The following is a 23,417-nucleotide window of genomic DNA, read 5'->3' as shown; positions in this document are numbered from 1 at the left end:
ATGAAATTTCAGGCAATAGCAGGTTCAGTTTTTTCCTATATTTTGCAGTGCCAGGCGCAAAAACCCATCCGCATTGTCTAGCGCTGCTTGCGCCTCTTCCTGTTCCAGCCCACTGAGTATCATCATAATCGCGAGCTTGGCATTGTGATCGCAGCGGTCCAATACGCGGTCGGCTTCCTCGTAACTCACCCCGGTGGCCTCAACCACGATGCGCCGAGTGCGATCGACCAGCTTGAGGTTCGTCGCCTTAACATCGACCATTAAATTGTAAAAACTTTTACCGATACGAATCATGCTGGCGGTTGTGAGCATGTTGAGTACCAGCTTTTGCGCGGTACCCGCCTTCATTCGGGTGGAGCCTGTGAGAACTTCCGGTCCCACTTCCGGCAGAATCGCAATATCGGCTTCCTGGGCGATCGCGGCTGACTTGTTGCAGGCCAGCGCCACGGTAGTACAACCCAGTTTGCGTGCATAGCGCAGCCCGCCGGTAACGTAGGGGGTTCGTCCACTTGCGGCGATACCCACCACCATATCTTTGCTTGTGAGTTGGATTTTCCTGAGGTCTTCCTCACCCAGTTCCGGGCTGTCTTCTGCGCCCTCCTGCGCACGGTGCACCGCTTCCTCGCCGCCGGCAATCAGTGGCACAACCATGCCCTCGGGTACACCATAAGTTGGAGGGCACTCCACGGCATCGAGTAGGCCTATGCGGCCGCTGGTACCGGCGCCCATGTAAATCAGACGTCCGCCAGCCTTGAATGCCTCCACGGCTTTATCGACCGCCTGGGCAATCTCGGGTAGCACCTCACGCACAGCTGCGGGGACAGTGCTGTCGGCATCGTTGATTTTTTTCAGGATTCCCAGAGTCGGCAGGAGGTCGATGTCCTGTGTGCTCGGATTGCGCGACTCACTGGTGAGTACACCCATCTCCTCGCTAATAGACTCTGGGCTGGTGTTTTGATTGGAACTGGTCATATCCCTCTCGCGGCGAGTGTTTGCGTGGGACTTCGTGGTCACATTAAATGTGATCCCAGACCGGAAAAGTGTAATCCGTAGAACGTTGGTGGACCACCGTGAGAAAGCACGGGGGTTAGGTGGCAGCGGGGTAGGTGATTGTAGTGCGTATTCTCAGGGCTAGGGGGACGGCGTCTGGGCGCCCCCGAATGGTGGTTAATGGTCGCCCAAATTGACTTTCAGGCTGGCGCGAATTAATCGCTGCTTGCTGAATTCAAAACCGGTGATGATCGCCAGCATCGGTTCTTTACCCAGCAGTTTGCGCGTGATCTCCTTGGGGGAATAGCCCTGTCTGCGCAGGTCCTGAGCATCGCTCGCGAGATTTAGCAGAAATTCGTATTTTTCCCGCAGCCGCAGATGCCCGTTTTCCACGATTCCACGATGGGGGCAGAGAATAGTATCGAAATCCTGCTCGAGGATATCTCGAATACTGTATAGCAGCGTGGGTAGGTGTTCACCGTTATGAAGCATCTTCAAATAATTGGCAATGTATAGATCCGCACTAAACAGCCAGCCACGATCTGGCAGCAGGTAGCAGGTCATATCCACCGAGTGGCCAGGAGAGAAGAGCGCTTTCAGAGGCTCTTTACCGATGTACAGCTCCTCGGGTAAGGGAGCGGCGTCGGCCCAATAGGGTTCACCCCAAACGAAACGCCGTACACTGGGTACCGAAAATCGCTGTCGTAAGATTTCAACGGTAGCGGGCGGTGCAAGTGGCTGTACTTCAGTGAGCTGCTGGATAGCGCCGGCATTACCGCTGTGGTCCTCGTGGTGGTGCGTCAACAGGAGCTGGCGCATTGGCCCGGACTGGACAAATGGCTTCACGTATTTCCACTGGTTGCTCGGCCCACAATCAATCAATGTTCCATTGAGTCGGTACACAACGAACGATGAATTCACGCCCATATTCAGGCGGCCGACGCGCACGGCGTCTAGATCGTGGCGGCGGAAAGACTCAATTACAGACACGCGTTACCTACTTTGAGTGAACGAAAAGGGAGGAAAGTGCAAAGAGAGAGTTCAGGCATTGTCCGGCAGCAGAGCGGGAAGAGGGAATAGCCGATTCGTGTTATCTGCGTGACAATTTTTATCGTGTTGCCGTGGGGGTTCATGAATTACGGTTAAATGCGGACATCTCAGTGGCGAAGCACATTGCAAATCTGGTTTGACTTGCCTAGTGTGGGCGCTGCCAAATCCTGATAGCTGGGCCCCCTTTGCCTAAAGTCTGGTCTTTAACGGACATTTGCATGTCCTTATTTGACCTGCAATAGAGCTCGGCGGTTGGAATATGCTTTAGTCCCGTCAGGATTCTGGCTAGGTATGCCGAGATGTCACTGAATCTCAATGCGTCTGGGCGGTCAGCTCCTCTGGGAGATTAAATAATAACGATAGCGGCGGTGGTATGGACCCAGTCTCCCTCGACTTCAATCACGAGACTCTCGTTGCGCTTAACGTCATGATTGCCATCATGATGTTTGGTGTCTCGCTGGAGCTCAAACCCGACGATTTCAAACGCATCGCCAGGAACCCAAAAGCGCCGATTATTGGGCTGGTACTGCAGTTTCTGATATTGCCCGCGGCCACCTGTGCGGCCGCCTGGTTCCTCAAAATCGACCCCATGCTGGCAATGGGTATGATGCTGGTGGCTTCCTGCCCCGGAGGAACCTTCTCGAACATCATGACCTGGGTGGCGCGCGGGAATGTAGCGGTGTCCGTTAGTATGACCGCCGTATCCAGCGTCGCAGCCAGTGTGCTGACGCCACTGAACTTTGCACTGTATTCCTGGGTGAACCCCTACACTCGGCCACTGCTCACCGAAATTGCCATGGACCCAATCGGCTTGTTGCTGGTGGTGATTATGGTACTTGGCGTACCTCTGGTGCTGGGGATGCTGGTAGGCGGGCGCTTTCCTGGGTTGTCTCGGAAAGTAGAGAAGCCCCTGCGCCTGTTTGCCATGGGACTTATGCTGCTGCTTGCTGCCATCGCTTTCTTCAAGAATACCGATCAGTTCTTGCAGCACTTCAATTTGTTCTTCTTCCTGGTGGTTGCCCACAATGCACTGGCTTTGTTCCTGGGCTATTGGGGGGCCAAGTTATCCGGTTTACCGCCGGCGGACTGCCGAGCAATTTCCTTGGAAGTGGGTATTCAAAACGGCGCCCTAGCACTGGTGATCATCTTCACCTTTTTCCCCAATGCATCCGGCATGCTGCTGATCGCTGGTTTCTGGGGCGTCTGGCATTTGGTCAGCGGTATCACCTTGTCTACCTATTGGTCTCGTCGACCGTTAGAAGCCTCCGTTCAAACCGATCAGATTCAAAATAAAGCGTAAGCGATTTCAGGAGTTGTAGTAGTGGAAATCCTTTGGGTTCTCTTTGGCCTTATTATTTTGATGGCCTTTACGCTGGAGGCGATTACCGGTTTTGGCAGTATCGTGGTGGCACTGTCTCTGGGCCTGCTGTTCCTGCCGATCGACATGATTCTGCCGATCCTGGTTGCGCTCAATATTCCCATGACCAGCACCCTGGCATTCAAGAACCGCCAAAACATAGACTTGCCGTTGCTGTTTAAGACGATTCTGCCGGGCATGCTGCTGGGTACTTTGACCGGTTACTTTGCGAAACCCTATCTGGATGAGGAATTCCTAAAGCAGGCGCTGGGGGTGTTAATTGTCTGGTTCTCCGGCCGAGAACTGTACCGTCTGTACCACCAGTTTGATGACCGGGCCAAGCCCGCTTGGCTAACACGACTCATTACCTATTTCGCCGGTATCACCCATGGTTTGTTTGCCAGCGGCGGCCCGCTGCTGGTGTACGCGGTGGCCGGAACCAAAATCGATAAGGCTCGCTTCCGCGCCACCATGGTTACCGTCTGGTTCAGCATGAACTGTTTGCTGTTTACCGCGTTCCTGTTGGACGGACGTATGCAGCCGCTGCTGATTAACGTGCTCTGGTATTTGCCACTGTTAGTGGTTGCCGTAAAGCTGGGTAACTACCTGCATGATCGCTTGAACGAAAACCATTTCAGAATCGGGGTGTATACCCTGCTGTTTGTGACGGGTGTGATCCTGGTCGCAAGTCGCTATTTGGCTCAATAACGATAACTAGAACTGACGGTACCGCACCTATGTACGACATCATTATCAAAAATGGTACTTACTTTGATGGTTCCAAGGCTAAGGAAAAGCTGGCCCACGTTGCGATTAAAGATGGGAAGATCGCGAAAGTCAGCGAGCAGCCGCTAGATGAGTCTGCGGTTGGTAAGGTTATCGATGCCGCAGGTAAATGGGTAACCCCTGGCTTTCTCGAGATACACAGCCACTACGATGCCGAGGTTGTGGCGGCGCCAGCACTGAAAGAGTCTGTGCGTCACGGCGTGACCTCAATCGCTATTGGTTCCTGTTCCATCTCCATGGTTAACAGTGCCGCGGAAGATTGCTCCGACCTGTTTACGCGGGTTGAGGCGGTGCCCCGCGAAGCGGTACTGCCAATCCTGTTTGAAAAGAAGCAGTGGACCGACGCCAAGGGATACCGCGAGTTTTACGACCAGCACCCACTGGGCCCTAACGTGCTGAGCTTTATCGGTCACAGTGACATGCGTGTAGCGGCAATGGGTATCGACCGCGCTACCAGCGATGTAAAGCCCACCGAAGAAGAAATGCAGGCAATGGAGCGCATGCTGGAAGAGGCGCTGGATGCAGGCTGCGTTGGCATGTCCATGATGACCACTAAGCTGGACAAAATGGATGGTGACCGCGCCTGGAGCCAGCCATTGCCGTCAACCTTTTCTACCTGGTGGGAGTTCAAGCGCCTATTCAAGATCCTGCGCCGCCGCGGTGCGATCCTGCAGGGTGCCCCGGATGCGGTAAAGAAAGTGAATGTGTTTGGCTTCCTGTGGCAGGCGCACGGTCTGTTCCGTAAGCCGATGAAGGTCACCATGCTGACCGCGCTGGATCTGAAGTCCAACCCGTTCCTGCATCTCATTACCCGTGCCAGCGGCTGGCTGGCCAACAAAGTGCTGCGCGGCAACTACCGCTGGCAGACGCTGCCGGCGCCGTTCACTGTGCACCTGGAAGGGCTGAACGTGAATGCGTTTGAGGAATTCGAGACCGGCGCCTTGCTGCGGGACATGAAAGACGAGTCCGAGCTGTACAAGAAGATTAACGAGCCGGAGTTCCGCAAGGAATTCAAAAAGCATATCTCTGAGATCTTCACCGTGGGGCTTTGGCACCGCGACTTTAGCGATGGTTGGATCACCCATTGCCCGGAAGAGTCTCTGGTGGGCAAAAACTTCAAAGAGATCGCCGATACCTACGGGGTAGAGCCGGTCGATGCCTACTTTGATTTGGCGACCAAATATAAAGAGCAACTGCGCTGGAAAACCAATTACTCGAACGCGCGCCCGCATATCATGCAAAAGCTCATCAAGAGTCCTTCGACCCAAATTGGCTTTGGCGATAGCGGAGCGCATATCCGTTCACTCGCTATGTATAACTTCCCACTGCGCATGCTGAAGTATGTATTTGATGCAGAAAAAGCTGGCTCACCGTTTATGACCAACGCCGAAGCCGTGCACAAGCTGACCGGCGACCTGGGCAGCTGGTTCGGCCTGAGCGCCGGCTATATCCGCGAAGGCGATCGCGCCGACGTCGTCATCCTGAATCCAGAGGGTGTAAACGATGATGTGGATCAGATCCACGAAGCGCCGATGGAAGGCTTTGGGATGGATCGCCTAGTTAAGCGCAATGATGATGCGATTGAGGCCACTTTAGTAAACGGCAAGTTGGTGTACCAGAAAGAGGGTGCGACTGTCGATAACTTTGCGGAAGACTTCGGTTCATCCACCGGCTACGGACGATTTTTGGTGAACTCGGAAGTGTCTGGTTTGAAGCTGGCAGAAGCCTAGTCAGGGGGGCTTGTACAGGGGTTACGTACTCGCCTCGTTTTTCTTTCTTTGGGCAACCTTGTCGAGACCGGATAGTGGGGCGATTTTGTAGGTCGCCCCGGGCACTCTTTTATGCCTGCGCGGCAACTGGCCTTTTGGAGGAGTACTTCCAGAAGCAGAAAGCGATACCAAGCCACCCTGCCAGCATTGGGTAGATCACGGTCTGTTCGAAAGTGAGGTTCAGGTCGATACCATCTCGAAGTATGGACATTGCCGCGAAGGAAAAGGCTACGATCATACGAGTAAGGTGGCGACGGACTCTGTAGAGGTGCTCACGTGCTCGGTTACGCAAGAAGCCGATGTCCTGGAAGGCCAGAAAACCGAAAGTGAACGTTAACAGGGCCGGGCCGGTCGTTGGTACCGGGGCGCCGGTAATGGAGCGTATGAACTGCAGGCCGGTAAATACACACATCAGTAGTGGCAGCACAAACAGGACACGATCCCACCAGATAGCACTGCGCTTATCGCGAAACGCATTAATGGCGCTTGGGATTGAGTACAGGACCGCAAGAGCTCCAATAATCGCTAGCGGTAGCAACCTTTGTGTCATAAACACAAAGACAGAGAGCGCTACTGGAATCATTAAGTAACCGAATACTTTGCCGGCTTTGATATGGATCGCGGATCCTTTTTTGGTGCCCAGTGCAATGAAGCCAGCAACAAGCGCAGTCGTGCCCAGTACTACATGGATAAGGTAACTTGCGGGGTCATGAGGTTCCCAGATCATCTTGTATTCCTTATTCTAATTTTGATTGGAATAATGAAGTTAACGAAATAATCATACTTTCGTCAATTTTTGGAAAGGGCAAACGATATTCTGCGGATTTTCCACTTCCAAATCCCTTTTACTATCCCATCTCGCTATCGCACTTGAACTGCGGGAGTGTCTTGGTCGGGAAGTAGTGCGCGAAAGTCAGTATTGCAGGTATTGCCAATAACCTCGAGCCAGCACGAGAGGTTTCGTACTGGCTCAGCCATTGTGGTTAATGGTGGAAAGATTGTCGGTACTACCTTCCTACCTTTAGGGTTCGACCAGCGCTTCAGATTTCTGTGCTGCGCCTGCGACTGCAGTTACGTTCGTGACCGTTACTTGAGCTCCGGTAAATACTGGGCCCGAAAAATTGCTTTGTGCGGCAAGCGCTTCATCGGCGGTGTTGACGGTGAGCTTTTTCAGGGTTCCGAGGCTTTCGATGTGCAGGAAATTACCGTCTTCCGGTAAGGTCTCGTCGTATGTGTCTCGAAACCAGCGTCGCCCGTGTGCAACTACCTTGCCCGTCGAGTCTTTGGCCGATGGCAGGCCCGGGAGCATATAGTCCATCGTAAAGTCCTTGTAGAACTCCTCAATTTCCTTGGGATCATGAAAATCCGAAAAATCGATCTCGAACTTATTGGTCACACTGAAATAGGTAAAACCGGTCACCTGAGTTTTCGGGCCACAGATTGGCTCTACCATTCGGCTGGTTTCGATCGGATCACGCATAATTGAGCAGCCTTCAAAAACGATTTTTGACTTCACCGTAACGCCGGATTTCTTCAATGCTTCCCGCACGGTTGTAAGGCTGGGATTGGCACCACCGATCAGCAGATAACCGGGCCCCGAATGCACATCGATGACGAGCGTATCGATCTTACTGTATTTGCTCAGTACCGCGGACAGCGCGGCCAGCGAGGAAACCCCCACCAGCTTGGCTTGCGGATAGTAAGCGCGGGCTAGAATAGGGGCGAAGTCGCGAATCCCCGCGTCGCCATCGTCGTAAACCATTAGAGTCTTGATCGACGGCCCGTGGGCGGCCGGAGACCCGCCGCCGGTGGCTGCCTTGGTATCTGTCACCGGTGTCTGCGTCAGCATCTGTGCGTTGAGCATGCGTGCGACATCAATGACGGGATGTATTGGAGGCATCAGCTTTCCTCCTTATTCTGTGCTTTCTGCCGCGCACAGGCGGTTCAGATCTACGATAGTTTCCAGACGGTCCTCAAGCTTGGCTTCGGCGATCGCCGTCTGGACGATACGCTCGCGATCATTCGCCAGGGTTTCTTTATTGGCGGCGGCGCGCTGGATGGTCATCGCATACTCGTCCAGGGCATCGGCCTGACCCAGTAAAGCTTCGACGATAACACTGTCTGTGCGCATGGTGATACGCGAATCATTCAATAACACGCCATCGACCGGGTTGGTCGTATCTTCTTGATGGAGTGGGCCAGTCTTGAAGCGATAGTAGCTGGTAGGTGTAGGTACCGGGAATTCACCGTCATCGTCCAGTGTGGCGGGGGTGATTTCGATACGGGTGCCGTGATCCACGAGATTAACGCGTTCCAGGGTGGGAACCATTACGTCTTCTCGATCGGCAATGTAACCGGCAACTTTGAGAATGGAGCGTGCTACGTCGGGGATTTTATGTTCGACGACAAATTCTTGAAGAAAACCCAGTAGACCAGAAATCGGCACTTCCCGCCAGGAATCACGGCGGCCATTGGTGAAGGCTACGCGTACGTCCTTGAGGTGCATTTTAGTGATGTACTCCTGATTTAGTTCACGGAATACAAAATTGAGCACACGGCGCATGTTGGCGTTACTGATGGTGCGCTCGATGATGGTCTCGGAGCCAGATTCTTCTTCGCGCTCGGAGCTGCTAGTTACCGACATTTCACGTTTACTGGAAGCCTCGGCGGCATGTTCTTTGACGGATTCCGCAGCCTGCTTGGCGAACTGTTCGCGCCCGCTGGAGTACTCTCCGCTACCACCACCGGAGACACTGGCACTGCCGAAGCCCCAACTGGCGGAAACCTCCGCTTCCACATGCCACTCTTCGGTCTTCGACTTTGTTTGCTTGTCGGTGGTCTCGTTCTGGATTTTATCCGCAAAGCGTTCACGGGCGGATTGTTCATGGGAGTCTATGATGCTCGATGATTCCTGGCGGCTTTCCTTGGTGCTCTGCCAGGTGCGCATAGAGATCTTCGTGGTTTCTCCAGGGAGCAGGGTGAAGGTTTTTACAGTTTTACCCATGCCGTAATCGCCCAGGAAAGAGCTCACGCCGTAGCGCTCGACAAGAAAGATCTTGGGCTTTTCGGACGATTCGACCGGGTGTGGCGTGTAGGTCAGGTTACCGGCCCAGCCAACGGAGGGCACCATCACCATACCCAAATCAATATGTTCCTTGAAAACATTCGGGTCGATGGCCTTGTTGAGGGCGTTGATGGTTTTCAGCTGCTGGCTGTCGCTTGCGCGGGCTTTGGGTTGATCCAGTGAGTCGTTCGGCAAGCGGGTTACTCGGGTGCTGATGCGGTGGATGCTGTCACTCAGGAAGTTCTGTACCTTGTTGTCGTTGGGCAATAACTTGTCTTTTACTTTTGGTTTAATCCCAAGCGAGTCTTTGTATGAAGTGCCGGCGGACTTGGCCAGTGAGGTAAAGTCTTTGAAGCCCAACCCTAAATCCAGTTCGATAATACGTCGACCGGTATGGGCGCCGGGAAGGGGTACCTGGTAATTAATTTTCGCCGGTTGACCGGCTTCGCTGAATTGAATGGCCTTTGGGTCGATGTTGTCTGACATGGATAAATCCTTTTATGCATTCGGGTGATTTTTTCCTGGTAATGAAGTTCCTTTCTCACCAGTATGAAATTACATGTATTCTGCAATTTTCAATTTTTAGAGTTGCTTTTTAGTTGGCGTGAAGTGGTCGCGTACGTTGAAAGCGCGGCGAGAATATCAGAGGCGTATTGGTGGGGTAAGTCAGTGAAAATGCTTCTCACGACATGCAACATTTTTTCGGTTTAGCATGCAAAAAGAGAAAGCAGTGCAGGCGATTGATTTTGAAAGAAAATCAGCAGGTAAGAGCGGTGGGGAGAAATGAATTACAAAGGCTTACAGTGACTTACAGTCAAATTACATTTAACTCAATTTATTGATTTTGACCTTGTGAAGGTGTTTTTCGGGGTGTTAGGTCTTGTCCGCCAAGCGTTGAACAATGGTTCGGCTAAACGCTTCCATGGGGATTTCCGGAAAGCCTGTAGAAAACCAGACTACGACGGTGTCAGTAGTAGGTGAAACATACAGTCCTTGTCCATTCATGCCGCTTTTGTATAGGTCGCCATCCTCGAACACTGCATCCCATTGATAGGAATTGAATAGTGGTTGTTCTCTGAATTCATCGGTGAGTCTTGGACCCAGTGATCCTTTCAGGAAGTTGTCGGAGGTGCCAGAGGATTGCATTTTCTTAATGATGGCATCCGATATGATTTGCTCTTTGCTCAGGAGTTTCCAGCTCGGCGTAAACAGCATGCCAAATCTTGCCATGTCGTCCAGGCGGGAGCTGATCAGTCCGTGAATGATGCCGTTGCCCTGCGGGCTAAGCCCCAGAGTCGCATCGCCCTCCATACCAGATTTCATCCAGATTTTTTCTGAGATTAGTTCTGCAAGCCTTTTCTGGGTCACGGCTTCTATGATCAGCCCTAACATCTGTGTGTTGGCAGACGAGTACTCGAAGCGTTCTCCCGGTTCACGTAGCTTGGGTATTTTGTAGAGCGCTTGATTGTGGGTATAGGTCTTGCCATCGGGGGCGGGCAAGCCGACCTCTGAGCGCACAAAGACGTTGTAAGGCGTATTGCCACTGCGGCTGGCAGGGTTTTCCTCGAGGTCGAGGCCGGTCTGCATATTCAGTATGTCGATGACTTTGATGTCCGCCCACGCAGTTTTTTGGGTTTCGTCCAAGTATGCAGAAACGGTTTTTTGTACGTCGATTTTTTCTTCTTCCTCCAGCATTGCGATCAGCAAGCCCGCAAACACTTTTGCGTTTGACATCCATACGTGGCGGTCGGTCCGTCGCATGCCCGGGTATTTTTCGAATACAACTTTGCCATTTTTAACCACCATCACCCCTTGGAGCGGCGAATCCAGGGATGTAATCATATCTTCGAAGCGAATATCCTTATTGTTGACGCTAAGGCTTGTATCGCCGACTATCTGGGAGGGGGCTCGGGAGAGCTCCGCGACAGGGCCGTCACGCGTAATCAGGGCGTGGGGCAAAAACTCTGGAAGGTGGAAGTAGGAGTAAGCGCCGGACTCGGTAATGTTCAGGAATTTCTCCAGCGTCCATACATCGTGCAGTCGCTGTGCATCACTCAGGCTATAGCCATTTTTCAGTTCCGATACGGAGAAGTCTTCGGTAGGTGTCGCGTAAGGATCGTCCTCGGCATTCACAACCAATATCCCCATACTTAAAAAAAGAATGATGCTTACGCAGGTTGGTAGCGTAAACGGTCCGCTTTTTTCGCCGCGCATTACTGAAACCCTTCAGGTACTTTTGCTGTTTCGCGATAAGTGTAGGCTTTGATTCGTAACCGAAGTGAGCTTCAACTGCTAAGGCGGTTGAGAGGGGGTAGTTATCGTCGCCTGGCTATGGCAATCAAGAGGTGAGTTGGCTGGGAGGGGGCTCAACCCGCGCTGGCGGGTTGAGCAAAAAGGGTGGCTATTTAGTCTTGCGCGTTAAATTGTTTGCCGTTTATCCCGAGGCTATCGTCGCCCATCAGGTATAGGTAGGTCGGCATAATATCTTCCGGAGCGGTGACGGTCGCCGGATCTTCTGCCGGGTAGGCAGCGGCGCGCATATTGGTGCGGGTGCCGCCGGGATTGACGCTGTTGACGCGAATGTTGGAGACGCCATCCACTTCATCTGCCAGCACTTGCATCAGGCCTTCGGTGGCAAACTTTGAAACCGAGTAAGCGCCCCAGTAGGCGCGTCCTTTAAGACCCACACTGGAGCTGGTGAAGATGATCGAACCGGCTTTGGATTCTTCCAGTAGTGGCAGCATGGCCTTTGTTAGACCGAACGCGGCATTCACGTTGATCTGCATAACCTGCTGCCAGTTAGCGTAGTGGTAATTGGCAATCGGGGTGCGCTGGCCGAGTACGCCGGCGCAGTGCACCAGGCCGTCAAGGCGGCTAAATTCCTGGTCTACACCTTGGGCCAGGTATTCCAGTTGTTCCCAGCGCACATCAGACAGGTCAACAGGCAGGATGGCGGGCTTGGCGCCGCCAGCTGCTTCGATCTCGTCGTAAACGGCTTCCAGTTTGGGGACGGTGCGGCCCAGCAAGATAACGGTAGCGCCGTGGGCGGCATAGGCTTTTGCTGCAGCGCGGCCAATACCGTCGCCGGCTCCGGTCACCAGAATAACTTTATCTTTCAGCAGATCTGCGGGTGCTTGGTAGTTGGTGATGGTTTCAGACATCAGAATTCGGGCTCAAGAATAGAGAATGTAATTATTTGTTCAGGTATTGCTGTTGCAGCAGAGGCCAGATCTCATCGGCGTGATGGATCACATGATCCGCCTGCCAGTTTTCCGGGTCGTCGCCGCTGTCGATGTAGCCATAGCTGCAGGCGATGGTGGGCATGCCTGCAGCGCGGCCGGCCATGATGTCGCGCTCGTGGTCACCTACGTATACGGATTCCGTTGGCAGGCAGCCAATGCGGCTACAGGCAAGCAGAATAGGCTCCGGATCCGGTTTGCGATTGGTGACGTCGTCCGGGCAGATGATGGCTCCGGGCGTGGGCAGGTGCGCAAACGCTCGCATGAGCGGAATGGTATAAGCCGATGGCTTGTTGGTGACTACACCCCAGGCAATGTCGTTTTCGGCTAATTCATTCAGTAAGCGCTCGATACCGGGAAAGGGGACCGTGTGCCTCGCCAGGTGCATCAGGTAGAGGTCCAGCAGGCGTTGGCGCAAGTTGTCGAAGCCATGTTCGCCTTCGTCTACCCCAAAGCCAAGGCGAACCATGGCGCGGGCGCCATTGGATACGACTTCGCGAATGGTGGCATCGGCCAGCGGTGGCAGTTGCTCCTGCTCACGCAGCTGGTTGAGCACCACCACGAAGTCCGGGGCAGTGTCGAACAGTGTGCCGTCGAGGTCGAAGAGTACAGCTTTCATAAGTGGGGTACTTCTGGGTTTATTCCGCCGGGCGAGTGGTGTGCATCAGGTAATTCACGTCGACGTCCCTCGGGTTCAGTTTGTACTGCTTGGTGAGGGGATTGTAGGTCATGCCGGTGATATCGCGCGCTTGCAGGTCTGCTTCGCGAACCCAGCGACCGAGCTCTGACGGGCGGATGAATTTAGCGTATTCGTGGGTGCCCTTGGGGAGCAGGCGCAAGACGTATTCCGCGCCCACCACCGCAAACAGCCAGCCTTTTGGTGTGCGGTTGATGGTGGAGAAAAACACGTGACCGCCGGGTTTAACCAGTTTTGCGCAGGCGCGGATTACGGAGGCGGGGTCCGGTACATGCTCCAGCATTTCCAGGCAGGTAACAATGTCGAAGCTGGCGGGTGCCTTGTCCGCGAGTTCTTCTACCGGGATGCGCTGGTAATCAATGGATACGCCGCTTTCCAGGGCGTGCAGCTTGGCTACGTTCAGAGGAGCTTCACCCATGTCGATGCCAGTCACCTCGGCGCCGCGCTGGGCCATGGCTTCTGACAGAATGCCGCCGCCGCAACCTACATCGAGGAGCTTTTTGCCGGCAACGGGGGCGCGCTGATCAATATAGTTGGCGCGCAGGGGGTTGATCTCATGCAGGGGTTTGAATTCACCCTGCTGGTCCCACCAGCGGCTCGCGAGCTGTTCGAATTTGGCGATTTCCGCCGGATCTACGTTGGTCATTTGGGCTCTGCTTACTTGGACAGACCGGCGATTCTATCACGCCATATCTGTGCCCGTTGCTTCAGTTCTACTTCATTCATTGTGGTGAGAACACGATCCTTCAAGAGTTGCTTGCCCGCAACCCATACATTGCGCACATTGTGGCCGTTGGCGGTGTAGATTAGCTGCGAGGTCAGGTCGTGCAGCGGCTGCTGCTCGATTGCGCTGAGGTCGATGGCGCAAAGGTCTGCAGCTTTGCCGGCTTCGAGGCTGCCGGTGACGTCGTCGATACCGAGTGCGCGTGCGCCATTGATGGTCGCCATGGCCAGGGCCTGATGCGCGGGCAGGGCGCTGGCATCGCCGGAAACCGCCTTGGCGAGCAGGGCGGCGGTGTTGGTTTCCATCAGCATGTCGAGGCCGTTGTTGCTGGCGGGTCCATCGGTGCCGATGGATACATTGATGCCGGCATCGAGCAGCTTGGCCACCGGGGTGAAGCCGGAGGCGAGTTTGAGGTTGGAGCGTGGACAGTGGCTGACATGGGCACCGGTTTTGCTGATCAGTGCAATATCGGCGTCATCCAGCGCGGTCATATGTACGCTCAGGAACTGCGGAGACAGCAGCCCCAGTTTGTGCAGCCGCTCTGTGGGGCGCAACCCGCTATCGGCTACAGCTTTTTCCACTTCCCCTGCTGTTTCATGCAAATGCATTTGGACAGCCATGCCCAGCTCGTCGGCGTACATGGCAATTTTTTGCAGTGTTTCGTCGCCCACCGTATATGGGGCATGAGGGGCGAAGGCGAGGCCAATTCGGCTGTGGGAACGGTAGTCATCCCGCAGTGCCAGCCCCTTTTCGATCGCGTCAAAGCCGTCCCGGGACCAGGCGTTGGGAAAATCGATAATGGGGAAGGCGACTTGTGCGCGAATACCGGCTTCCCGTGCGGCTGCTGCGGTGGCCTCCGGGAAGAAATACTGGTCGGAGAAGGTCGTGGTGCCACTTCTAAGCATTTCGGCAATGCTGAGGCGGGTGCCATCGCCAACAAATTCAGGGCTAACCCACGTTTGCTCTGCAGGCCAGATATGTTTTTCCAGCCAAGTCATCAACGGCTGGTCATCGGCAAAGCCGCGCAACAGGCTCATGGCCGCATGGTTGTGGGTATTGATCAGGCCGGGAATCACCAGTTGGTCGTCGAGCTCGTGCACCTCGCTTGCCGTAAAGCGCATACGGGCCTCTTCGCTCGGCAGTATTGCACTGATTACCCCGTCCTTGATCGCCAGTGAACAATTTTCGTACACGCGTTTTTCGGGTACCACCGGAATGATCCAGCGGGCGTGTATCAGTGTGTCGATCACCTGCTGGTTGTTTGTTTTTTGCGCGGAATTGCTGGGGTTCTTATTGGCCATTGTGCGTTTTTTGTTCCGGTGGAAAGGCGCAAACTTTAGCGGCGCCAGCGACTGTGAACAAGTCTGTACAAGTCGTCCTTATATGCGTCAATTGTGGTAGAATCGCCCGCTTGATCGGGGTCCGTGACTTGCTGGCCCCACCAGATTCAAGCTTGATGCTGTTTTTACCCCTTTGAGGGCGGCAGTTTCTGGCGGAGCCGGGGCCAACCCGCTGGCGGCGTTAACGATAAGGAATGCCTGAAAATATGGGCGAATTAGCCAAAGAAATTTCTCCGATTAATATCGAAGAAGAGCTGAAGCAATCCTACCTCGACTATGCGATGAGCGTAATCGTGGGCCGTGCGCTGCCGGACGTGCGCGACGGGCTCAAGCCGGTGCACCGGCGCGTGCTCTACGCAATGAACGAACTCAAGAACGACTGGAACAAGCCGTACAAAAAATCTGCGCGTGTTGTGGGCGACGTAATTGGTAAATACCACCCGCATGGTGATAGCGCGGTGTATGACACCATCGTACGTATGGCTCAGCCGTTCTCTCTGCGGTACATGCTCGTAGATGGCCAGGGTAACTTCGGTTCTATTGATGGCGATAGCGCGGCAGCCATGCGATACACCGAAATCCGCATGGACAAGCTGGCGCATGAGCTGCTGTCCGATCTGGACAAGGAAACCGTCAATTTTGTCGACAACTACGATGGCTCCGAGCAGATGCCGGAAGTGTTGCCGTCGCGAGTGCCCAACCTGCTGGTAAACGGTTCTTCCGGTATCGCGGTCGGTATGGCTACCAATATCCCACCGCACAACCTGAGTGAAGTGGTTAAGGGTTGTCTGGCGCTGATCGACAACAGTGAGCTGTCTGTCGACGAGTTGATGGAATATATTCCGGGCCCGGATTTCCCCACAGGCGCCATTATCAATGGCCGCGCCGGTATCCTGCTGGCCTACCGCACCGGCCGCGGACGTATCTATATCCGCGCAAAGGCGGAAGTGCTGCGCGATGATAAGTCTGGTCGTGAGACCATCATTGTTCACGAAATTCCATACCAGCTGAACAAGGCGCGCCTGATCGAGCGTATTGCTGAGTTGGTAAAAGAGAAGAAGATCGAAGGTATATCCGAGCTGCGCGACGAGTCGGATAAAGATGGCCTGCGCATTGTCATCGAACTCAAGCGCGGTGAGCTGGGCGATGTTGTTTTGAACAACCTCTATTCTCAGACCCAGCTGGAAAGCGTTTTTGGTATCAATATGGTGGCGCTGGTCGATGGCCAGCCCAAACTGTTGAACCTGAAAGAGCTGCTGGAATATTTCATTCGCCATCGTCAGGAAGTAGTAACCCGCCGTACTGTATACCTGCTGCGCAAGGCGCGTGAGCGCGGGCATATCCTGGAAGGCCTGGCGATTGCCATCTCCAATATCGACCCGGTGATCGAGCTGATCAAGTCCTCCGCGACGCCGGCCGACGCCCGCGAAGCACTGTTGGCCAAAGGTTGGCCGGTAGGTGAGGTGCAGCAGTTCCTGGAGCGTGCCGGTGCTGATGCCTGTCGTCCGGACGATCTGCCGAAAGAATTTGGTATGCGCGATGACGCTTACTACCTGTCACCGGCCCAGGCGCAGGCAATTCTCGAGTTGCGCCTGCACCGTCTGACCGGCATGGAGCACGACAAGCTGCTGGCTGAATACAGTGAGCGCCTGGAGCAGATCGCCGAATACCTGGAAATCCTGGGCAGCCCTGTGCGCTTGATGGAAGTGATTCGCGAAGAGCTGGAAGTGCTGGAAAAAGAGTATGGCGATGAGCGCCGTACCGACATCGTGGCTTCCCGCCAGGATCTTTCTGTAGAAGACCTGATTACCCCGGAAGACAAGGTTGTTACCATCTCGCATGGTGGCTACGCCAAGAGCCAGCCACTGGCCGATTATCAAGCCCAGCGCCGCGGCGGTATGGGTAAGTCGGCGACTCAGGTAAAAGACGAAGATTTCGTTGAGCACCTGCTGATTGCCAACTCCCACGACACAATTTTGTGCTTCTCCAATAAGGGTAAGGTGTATTGGCTGAAGGTGTACGAAGTACCCACCGCTGGCCGTGCCTCCCGTGGCCGCCCGATGGTGAACATGCTACCGCTGGAAGAAGATGAGCGCATCAGCAGCATGATGCCGGTGTCGGAATACGATGAAGACCACTTTATTTTCTTTGCGACCGCGAACGGTACCGTGAAGAAAACCCCGCTGACTGCATTTGCGCGCCCACGTAGCGTGGGGCTGCGGGCAATCGAGCTGGAAGAAACCGATCGCCTGGTGGCAACCGCTATTACCGACGGTAGTCGCGATGTGTTGCTGTTAACCAGTGCTGGTAAGGCCGCGCGTTTTGCCGAAGAAAATGTCCGTTCCATGGGGCGTGTGTCCCGTGGTGTGCGCGGTATCCGCATGGCTGAAGGTGTTTCCGTAATTTCCATGGTGATCCCGGAAGAGGGTGGTTCGGTGATGATGGTCACCGAAAATGGTTACGGTAAGCGTACTTCGACCGCCGACTTCCCAACCAAGGGACGCGGTACCCAAGGTGTAATCGCGATCGCGGAAAGTGAGCGTAACGGCGCTTTGGTTGGTGCCTGTCAGGTGCACCCGGGTGAAGAAATCATGCTGATTTCTGATCAGGGCACACTGGTTCGTACCCGCGTCGATGAGGTTTCTGTGCTTGGGCGGAATACCCAAGGCGTGCGTGTCATTCGTTTGAAGAGTGGCGAGCAGCTGGTTGGCCTGGCGCGGATCCAGGAGACCGATGATGAAGAAGGTGAGGGTGCCGGAGACGGCGCTGCCGAGGAGTAACCTCTGATCCCGATTTATCTCAAAAAGGCTGCGAATCTTCGCGGCCTTTTTTGACTTTAGTGGCTGGCGTTTTCTTGCTGGCGAAAGCTTTGTAATCGGCAGGGGTGAAAACGAGGTTTGTAGATCTCGTGATTCGGCTCTTGGCCAAAGTTTTAATTCAATCTGTTTTCTCTGTGGAAGTGAATCAATGAGAAAGTTCAATTTCTGTGCGGGACCTGCGGCGTTGCCGGAGCCGGTATTGCGGCAGGCACAGGAAGAATTGCTGGACTGGCAAGGGCTGGGCTGTTCCGTAATGGAAGTTAGCCATCGCTCGCCGGAGTTTACCCAGGTGGCGGAAACTGCCGAGCAGGACCTGCGGGATTTGTTGGCAATCCCAGATAACTACAAGGTGCTGTTCCTGCAGGGTGGTGCTACCGGCCAGTTTAGCGCCATTCCCTGGAACCTGTTTGGCGGTGCCAGTAAGACGGCAGACTATATCCATACCGGGCAGTGGGCTGCCAAAGCGATCAAGGAGGCGCGTCGCTACGGTAACGTGAATATAGTGGCGTCCTCTGAGGATCAGAACTTTAGCTATGCGCCGGCTGCGGATAGCTGGCAGGAAAGCGCCGATGCCGCGTACTTCCACTATACGCCGAACGAGACGATTGGTGGCGTAGAGTTCCCTTATGTTCCCGAGGTGAAAAGCCCGCTGGTTGCGGATATGTCGTCGACCATTCTTTCTCAGTCCATTCCGGTCGATAAGTTTGGTTTTATCTATGCGGGAGCACAAAAGAACATTGGTCCATCCGGTATTGCCGTGGGTATCGTGCGTGATGACCTGCTGGATCGCGCGTTGCCCGATATCCCGCGCAGTCTCAATTGGAAAATTGCTGCCGACGGTGGCTCTATGGACAACACGCCGCCGACCTTTGCCTGGTATCTGTCGGGGCTGGTGTTTAAATGGCTGAAAGCCCAGGGTGGTGTACCCGCAATGGCGGAACTCAGCGAGAAGAAGTCCGCATTACTGTATGAGTTCCTCGATCGCAGTGAGTTTTTCTCCAGTCCGGTGGCGAAGGAAAGCCGGTCGCGCATGAATGTGCCGTTTGTGCTTGCAGACGAAAAGCTGGACAAGCAATTCTTGAGTGAGTCGGAAGCGGCCGGGCTGCTCAATCTGAAAGGGCATCGTTCCGTGGGTGGTATGCGTGCGTCCCTGTACAACGCCGTGCCATTAGAGGCGGTGGAAGCCCTGGTGGCCTTTATGGCCGACTTTGAGCAACGTCATGGTTAATGAGCGCCTTTGTGGCGATTTAGTAATGGAATATACGGATTTAGGCGAGAGTTATGTCTGAAGATAAGCCAAAGCAGGATCCGCGCCTGCTGGAACTCCGCGATCGCATCGACGGTCTCGATAGTGATATCGCGCGACTGATTTCTGAGCGTGCCAATTGCGCGTTGGAAGTTGCTGAAGTCAAAAAGAGTAACGGCGAGGAAGCGCTGTATTACCGTCCGGAGCGCGAAGCCCAGGTGTTGCGTCGCGCGATGCAGCGCAATGCGGGCCCACTGACCGATGAAGAAATGGCGCGTCTGTTTCGCGAAATCATGTCGGCCTGCCTCGCGCTGGAAGAACCAATTAAGGCTGCGTATCTGGGGCCGGAAGGCACCTTTACCCAGCAGGCGGCCCTCAAGCATTTTGGTCACTCCGCGGTGTCCAAGCCATTGGCTGCGATTGATGAGGTGTTTCGCGAGGTAGAGGCCGGTGCCGTAAATTACGGAGTGGTGCCGGTAGAGAACTCCACTGAGGGCGTGGTGAACCATACCCTCGACAACTTTATGACCTCCAATCTGAAGATTTGCGGTGAGGTGGAGTTGCGAATTCACCAGCACCTGATGATTTCTGATATCACTCGTAAGGACTCCATTACCCGCATTTACTCGCACGCGCAGAGCCTGGCGCAGTGCCGCAAGTGGTTGGATTCCTACTATCCGAACGTGGAGCGTGTCGCGGTTGCTAGTAATGCAGAGGCAGCCAGGCGGGTAAAGGGTGAGTGGAACGCTGCGGCAATTGCCGGTGATATGGCGGCCGACATGTATGGCCTCAAGATTCTCAATGAGAAAATTGAAGATCGTCCGGATAACTCGACTCGTTTCCTGATCATCGGCTCTCAGGAAGTGCCGCCCAGTGGTGACGATAAAACTTCGCTGATGGTGTCCATGCGCAACGAGCCGGGTGCGTTGCACGACCTGCTGGTGCCGTTCCAGAACCACAATATTGACCTGACGCGGGTGGAAACCCGTCCCTCACAAAGCGGTAACTGGACCTATGTGTTCTTTATCGATTTTTTCGGGCATCGCGACAGCGAAAATGTCGCTGCGGCGCTGAAGGATGTGGGGGCCTGTGCGTCCGATATGAAGGTGCTCGGCTCCTATCCGCGCGGAGTGCTGTAAATGTCGGCGATGGATGCTGCTGGACGGAAAGCCTCGGGCCAAATCGGTCGCTTGGTCGTCGTTGGTCTCGGGTTGATCGGTGGCAGTTTGGCGCTGGGCTTGAAAGCAGCCAGTGGTTGTCGCGAAGTTATCGGCGTTGCGCGTCGTCAGCAAACCTGTGAGCAAGCGGTTGCGCTTGGTGTGGTGGATCGTGCGGTTACCGAGATCGCCCAGGTGCTTCCCGAGCTGGAAGCGGGCGATGTGGTTTTTGTCGCCGTACCCACACTTTCCGTTGAGTCGGTGTTTGCACAGCTGAAAGATCAGCTACCTGCTGGCGTTACCGTCACCGATGGTGCCAGTGTGAAGGGCAGCGTCATTGCTGCAGCGGAAAATGTCTGGGGTGAGGTGCCGGAGTTTCTGGTGCCCGGTCACCCGATTGCGGGGTCTGAGCAAAGTGGCGTCACCGCCGCACGTGACGACTTATACATTGCCCACCGAATTATTCTCACGCCGCTTGAAAATACTGCTTCAGAGTATGTCCAGCGTATAGAGCGTATGTGGCAGGCCGTCGGTGCAGAAGTGCTTAGTATGCCTGTTGTCGAGCACGATGAAGTACTTGCTGCGACCAGCCACTTGCCGCACGTGATTGCATTCGGTCTAGTGGATACTCTCGCGCACGATGCGGAAAACGAAAATATTTTTCGCTATGCCGCTGGCGGCTTCCGGGACTTTACCCGTATTGCCTCCAGTGACCCAGTGATGTGGCGTGACATTATGCTCGCCAATCGCGATGCCATTTTAAAATCCATCGATCTCTACACCTCCAATCTGGGTTCCTTGCGCAGTGCCATTGCCAGCGGCGACAGCGAACACCTGATGGGGGTTTTTACCCGGGCCAAGGCGGCGCGGGATCACTTTACAAAAATGCTGGCCAAAAAAGCGTATACGGAAACTATGGAAGCGAAGGAAGTAACTTTTGTCGCCCAGCCGGGCGGTGCGGTAAATGGTGATCTGCGGGTGCCGGGAGACAAGTCCATGTCACACCGCTCAATTATGCTGGGTTCCCTGGCGGAAGGTGTCACCGAAGTGGAAGGATTCCTGGAAGGGGAAGATGCCTTGGCCACACTCCAGTCGTTCCGCGACATGGGGGTTGTAATTGAGGGGCCGGTAAATGGTCGCGTCACTATCCACGGTGTAGGTGTGCACGGCCTGCAGGCACCTCCTGGCCCGCTATACGTTGGCAATTCCGGAACCTCCATGCGATTGCTGGCGGGTCTGTTGGCAGGGCAGCAGTTTGATACCGTGTTAACTGGGGATGAGTCCCTGACCAAGCGCCCTATGAATCGCGTAGCCAACCCGTTGCGTGAAATGGGTGCCGTTGTTGAGACTGCCGAAGAGGGGCGGCCGCCGCTCAAGATCCGTGGTGGCAGCGCCTTGAAAGCCATTGATTACACCTTGCCGATGGCAAGTGCTCAGGTGAAGTCCTGCGTGCTGCTGGCGGGCCTTTATGCCGATGGTGAAACCAGTACGACTGAGCCGGCTCCTACCCGCGACCACACCGAGCGTATGCTGTCCGGCTTTGGCTACGATGTGCGCCGTGACGGCCCGCGCGCGAGTCTGCAGGGTGGTGGCAAGTTGGCGGCTTGTCATATCGATGTGCCGGCAGATATCTCCTCCGCGACCTTCTTTATGGTGGCGGCGTCCATTGCCCCAGGGTCCGATGTGCTGCTACGGCATGTGGGTATCAATCCAACGCGCGATGGTGCCATCAATATTCTGCGTGCTATGGGTGCCGACATTACCCTGGAAAATACCCGTGAAGTTGGCGGTGAGCCGGTAGCGGATATTCGCGTACGCTACGCGCCCTTAAAAGGTATCAAGATCCCCGAAGATCAGGTGCCCCTGGCCATTGATGAGTTCCCGGCGATCTTTGTGGCGGCATCCTGCGCCGAAGGTGAAACCGTATTGACTGGTGCGGAAGAGCTGCGGGTGAAGGAAAGTGACCGAATTCAGGCGATGGCCGACGGCCTCAAGGTCCTGGGGGTGGATGCCGAGCCGACACGTGATGGCATCGTGATTCAGGGTAAAGGTGGTAGTGACCAACCTGCCGTATTCGGCGGGGGCGAGGTAGATAGCCTGGGTGATCACCGTATTGCCATGTCTTTTGCTGTGGCCGCCTTACGCGCCGGCGCGGACATCCGAATCAAGCATTGCGCCAATGTGGCGACATCCTTCCCCAATTTCGCCGAGTTGGCTCAGGGAGCCGGGATGAATCTGGAGGTGCGTTAAGCGCATCGGTCCTTCATATGGGGTGCGCAAAGCGCACCTCGACAAATTTTTCTGCCAACTGCAATGCCAGCCAACTAAAGTAGTATCGAATTAGTGATGACTGATATGACCACCAACGCTTCAACATCCACCGTACCCGCACCGGTTGTGACCATCGATGGCCCAAGTGGCTCTGGCAAGGGCACCATCGCCAAGTTACTGGCCGACAAGCTCGGCTTCTCCTTGTTGGATTCCGGAGCCTTGTACCGCCTGACGGCGTTGGCAGCACTGAACGCCGGTGCTCATCTGGAGGATGAGTTAGCGGTTGCCAAGATTGCCGCGAACCTAGATATCCGCTTTGCCATCGCCGGTGGCGAGGTGAGTGCAGTCCTGGCAGGTGAGGATGTCAGTCGCGATATTCGCATGGAGCGAGTCAGCATGGCTGCGTCCAAGGTGGCGGCTTTGCCTGCGGTGCGCGAGGCACTACTGCAGCGCCAGCGCGACTTCCGCGCGCTGCCGGGGCTGGTGGCGGACGGGCGTGATATGGGTACGACCGTATTTCCTGACGCGCCGGTCAAGGTCTTTCTGACAGCGAGCGCGGAAGAGCGTGCGCGCCGCCGTTTCGATCAGTTGCAGGGTAGGGGGGTTTCTGTTAGCCTCCGCGACCTGCTGGAGGACATCCGCGCCCGGGATGACCGGGATATGAACCGCGCAGCCTCCCCATTAGCCCCGGCAGAAGATGCTGTGGTGCTGGATAGCACGGACATCGATATTGACGGTGTTCTGCAAAAAGTGCTCGAGCTGGTACAAAAAAACATCAGTTGAGCCAGACTGGAAACAGTTTTTTAGATTTTGATTTTTAACAACAGCGGCCGGGGTCAGCCAGAATTGCCCGGCCGCTGTTGTAATCTAACCCGCGTGCTGGCAGCGCGGCGGGGTCTGAGCTGAAG

Annotated in this window: 18 protein-coding genes; 8 read left to right on the top strand and 10 right to left on the bottom strand. The window is 55.0% G+C overall.

All coding sequences use genetic code 11. From position 1 onward, the window contains the following. Positions 1–24 precede the first annotated feature (24 nt). Positions 25–972 carry an N-acetylmuramic acid 6-phosphate etherase gene (gene murQ / locus Mag101_RS10180; RefSeq protein WP_077404327.1) on the bottom strand — a complete coding sequence of 316 codons (948 nt, stop codon included), beginning with the start codon at positions 970–972 and terminating at the stop codon, positions 25–27. A 195-nt stretch (positions 973–1,167) separates the two neighbouring features. Beyond that, the gene (locus Mag101_RS10175; protein ID WP_077404322.1) at positions 1,168–1,980 is read right to left on the bottom strand and encodes an MBL fold metallo-hydrolase; all 813 of its coding nucleotides are present in this window, start codon (positions 1,978–1,980) and stop codon (positions 1,168–1,170) included. A 433-nt stretch (positions 1,981–2,413) separates the two neighbouring features. Between Mag101_RS10175 and Mag101_RS10170 the strand changes: the two genes are divergently transcribed. The 3 genes from Mag101_RS10170 to Mag101_RS10160 are packed head-to-tail and all read left to right on the top strand — an operon-like array spanning position 2,414 to position 5,913. Beyond that, positions 2,414–3,340 carry a bile acid:sodium symporter family protein gene (locus Mag101_RS10170; RefSeq protein ID WP_077404319.1) on the top strand — a complete coding sequence of 309 codons (927 nt, stop codon included), beginning with the start codon at positions 2,414–2,416 and terminating at the stop codon, positions 3,338–3,340. A 21-nt stretch (positions 3,341–3,361) separates the two neighbouring features. Further along, positions 3,362–4,105: a sulfite exporter TauE/SafE family protein gene (locus Mag101_RS10165; RefSeq protein ID WP_198039963.1), complete on the top strand. Its 744-nt coding sequence runs from the start codon at positions 3,362–3,364 to the stop codon at positions 4,103–4,105. 29 nt (positions 4,106–4,134) lie between these two features. Continuing rightward, the gene (locus Mag101_RS10160) at positions 4,135–5,913 is read left to right on the top strand and encodes an N-acyl-D-amino-acid deacylase family protein (RefSeq protein ID WP_077404316.1); all 1,779 of its coding nucleotides are present in this window, start codon (positions 4,135–4,137) and stop codon (positions 5,911–5,913) included. A gap of 109 nt (positions 5,914–6,022) precedes the next feature. Here the strand turns inward: Mag101_RS10160 and Mag101_RS10155 are convergent, their stop codons facing one another. The 8 genes from Mag101_RS10155 to Mag101_RS10120 all read right to left on the bottom strand — a co-directional run bounded on the left by Mag101_RS10155 (position 6,023) and on the right by Mag101_RS10120 (position 14,977). After that, a complete protein-coding gene (locus tag Mag101_RS10155) occupies positions 6,023–6,679 on the bottom strand; it encodes a hypothetical protein (RefSeq protein ID WP_077404312.1) in 657 nt (218 codons plus the stop codon). 294 nt (positions 6,680–6,973) lie between these two features. Next, on the bottom strand, positions 6,974–7,816 hold the full coding sequence (locus Mag101_RS10150) for a hypothetical protein (protein WP_157520295.1): 843 nt from the start codon (positions 7,814–7,816) through the stop codon (positions 6,974–6,976). A gap of 48 nt (positions 7,817–7,864) precedes the next feature. Further along, the gene (locus Mag101_RS10145; protein ID WP_077404306.1) at positions 7,865–9,502 is read right to left on the bottom strand and encodes a hypothetical protein; all 1,638 of its coding nucleotides are present in this window, start codon (positions 9,500–9,502) and stop codon (positions 7,865–7,867) included. Positions 9,503–9,889: 387 nt separating this feature from the next. Continuing rightward, a complete protein-coding gene (locus Mag101_RS10140) occupies positions 9,890–11,149 on the bottom strand; it encodes a serine hydrolase domain-containing protein (protein WP_198039962.1) in 1,260 nt (419 codons plus the stop codon). A gap of 272 nt (positions 11,150–11,421) precedes the next feature. Further along, entirely contained in the window at positions 11,422–12,165 is a 744-nt protein-coding gene (locus Mag101_RS10135; protein ID WP_335645077.1) for a YciK family oxidoreductase, read from the bottom strand. Between the two features lie 43 nt (positions 12,166–12,208). Then, entirely contained in the window at positions 12,209–12,874 is a 666-nt protein-coding gene (locus tag Mag101_RS10130) for an HAD family hydrolase (RefSeq protein WP_077404298.1), read from the bottom strand. A gap of 19 nt (positions 12,875–12,893) precedes the next feature. After that, positions 12,894–13,598, bottom strand: coding sequence for a bifunctional 2-polyprenyl-6-hydroxyphenol methylase/3-demethylubiquinol 3-O-methyltransferase UbiG (gene ubiG / locus Mag101_RS10125; protein ID WP_077404295.1), 705 nt, complete (start codon positions 13,596–13,598; stop codon positions 12,894–12,896). An 11-nt stretch (positions 13,599–13,609) separates the two neighbouring features. Next, on the bottom strand, positions 13,610–14,977 hold the full coding sequence (locus Mag101_RS10120) for a TRZ/ATZ family hydrolase (protein ID WP_077404292.1): 1,368 nt from the start codon (positions 14,975–14,977) through the stop codon (positions 13,610–13,612). A 245-nt stretch (positions 14,978–15,222) separates the two neighbouring features. Between Mag101_RS10120 and gyrA the strand changes: the two genes are divergently transcribed. From gyrA to cmk, 5 genes are all read left to right on the top strand, one after another. Beyond that, positions 15,223–17,796 (top strand): DNA gyrase subunit A, encoded by a 2,574-nt coding sequence (gene gyrA, locus Mag101_RS10115; protein ID WP_077404289.1) that lies wholly within the window; start codon positions 15,223–15,225, stop codon positions 17,794–17,796. 187 nt (positions 17,797–17,983) lie between these two features. After that, positions 17,984–19,063, top strand: coding sequence for a 3-phosphoserine/phosphohydroxythreonine transaminase (gene serC / locus Mag101_RS10110; RefSeq protein WP_077404287.1), 1,080 nt, complete (start codon positions 17,984–17,986; stop codon positions 19,061–19,063). Positions 19,064–19,116: 53 nt separating this feature from the next. Further along, the gene (pheA, locus tag Mag101_RS10105) at positions 19,117–20,220 is read left to right on the top strand and encodes a prephenate dehydratase (RefSeq protein WP_077404284.1); all 1,104 of its coding nucleotides are present in this window, start codon (positions 19,117–19,119) and stop codon (positions 20,218–20,220) included. Further along, positions 20,221–22,488: a bifunctional prephenate dehydrogenase/3-phosphoshikimate 1-carboxyvinyltransferase gene (locus Mag101_RS10100; protein WP_077404281.1), complete on the top strand. Its 2,268-nt coding sequence runs from the start codon at positions 20,221–20,223 to the stop codon at positions 22,486–22,488. Positions 22,489–22,593: 105 nt separating this feature from the next. After that, entirely contained in the window at positions 22,594–23,292 is a 699-nt protein-coding gene (gene cmk / locus Mag101_RS10095) for a (d)CMP kinase (RefSeq protein WP_077408219.1), read from the top strand. The last annotated feature ends 125 nt before the right edge of the window (positions 23,293–23,417 follow it).

Origin of the sequence: Microbulbifer agarilyticus (genome assembly GCF_001999945.1) — a bacterium.
Lineage (GTDB): Bacteria > Pseudomonadota > Gammaproteobacteria > Pseudomonadales > Cellvibrionaceae > Microbulbifer > Microbulbifer agarilyticus_A.
This window is presented reverse-complemented; position numbering and strand designations above follow the sequence as displayed.

What these genes read in the sequence shown, in the direction of transcription:
- murQ (WP_077404327.1), bottom strand. Translation starts at nt 972, where the DNA reads ATGACCAGTTCCAATCAAAACACCAGCCCAGAGTCTATTAGCGAGGAG.
- Mag101_RS10145 (WP_077404306.1), bottom strand. Translation starts at nt 9,502, where the DNA reads ATGTCAGACAACATCGACCCAAAGGCCATTCAATTCAGCGAAGCCGGT.
- cmk (WP_077408219.1), top strand. Translation starts at nt 22,594, where the DNA reads ATGACCACCAACGCTTCAACATCCACCGTACCCGCACCGGTTGTGACC.
- Mag101_RS10100 (WP_077404281.1), top strand. Translation starts at nt 20,221, where the DNA reads ATGTCGGCGATGGATGCTGCTGGACGGAAAGCCTCGGGCCAAATCGGT.
- Mag101_RS10150 (WP_157520295.1), bottom strand. Translation starts at nt 7,816, where the DNA reads ATGCTCAACGCACAGATGCTGACGCAGACACCGGTGACAGATACCAAG.
- Mag101_RS10160 (WP_077404316.1), top strand. Translation starts at nt 4,135, where the DNA reads ATGTACGACATCATTATCAAAAATGGTACTTACTTTGATGGTTCCAAG.
- pheA (WP_077404284.1), top strand. Translation starts at nt 19,117, where the DNA reads ATGTCTGAAGATAAGCCAAAGCAGGATCCGCGCCTGCTGGAACTCCGC.
- Mag101_RS10130 (WP_077404298.1), bottom strand. Translation starts at nt 12,874, where the DNA reads ATGAAAGCTGTACTCTTCGACCTCGACGGCACACTGTTCGACACTGCC.
- gyrA (WP_077404289.1), top strand. Translation starts at nt 15,223, where the DNA reads ATGGGCGAATTAGCCAAAGAAATTTCTCCGATTAATATCGAAGAAGAG.
- Mag101_RS10155 (WP_077404312.1), bottom strand. Translation starts at nt 6,679, where the DNA reads ATGATCTGGGAACCTCATGACCCCGCAAGTTACCTTATCCATGTAGTA.
- ubiG (WP_077404295.1), bottom strand. Translation starts at nt 13,598, where the DNA reads ATGACCAACGTAGATCCGGCGGAAATCGCCAAATTCGAACAGCTCGCG.
- serC (WP_077404287.1), top strand. Translation starts at nt 17,984, where the DNA reads ATGAGAAAGTTCAATTTCTGTGCGGGACCTGCGGCGTTGCCGGAGCCG.
- Mag101_RS10170 (WP_077404319.1), top strand. Translation starts at nt 2,414, where the DNA reads ATGGACCCAGTCTCCCTCGACTTCAATCACGAGACTCTCGTTGCGCTT.
- Mag101_RS10120 (WP_077404292.1), bottom strand. Translation starts at nt 14,977, where the DNA reads ATGGCCAATAAGAACCCCAGCAATTCCGCGCAAAAAACAAACAACCAG.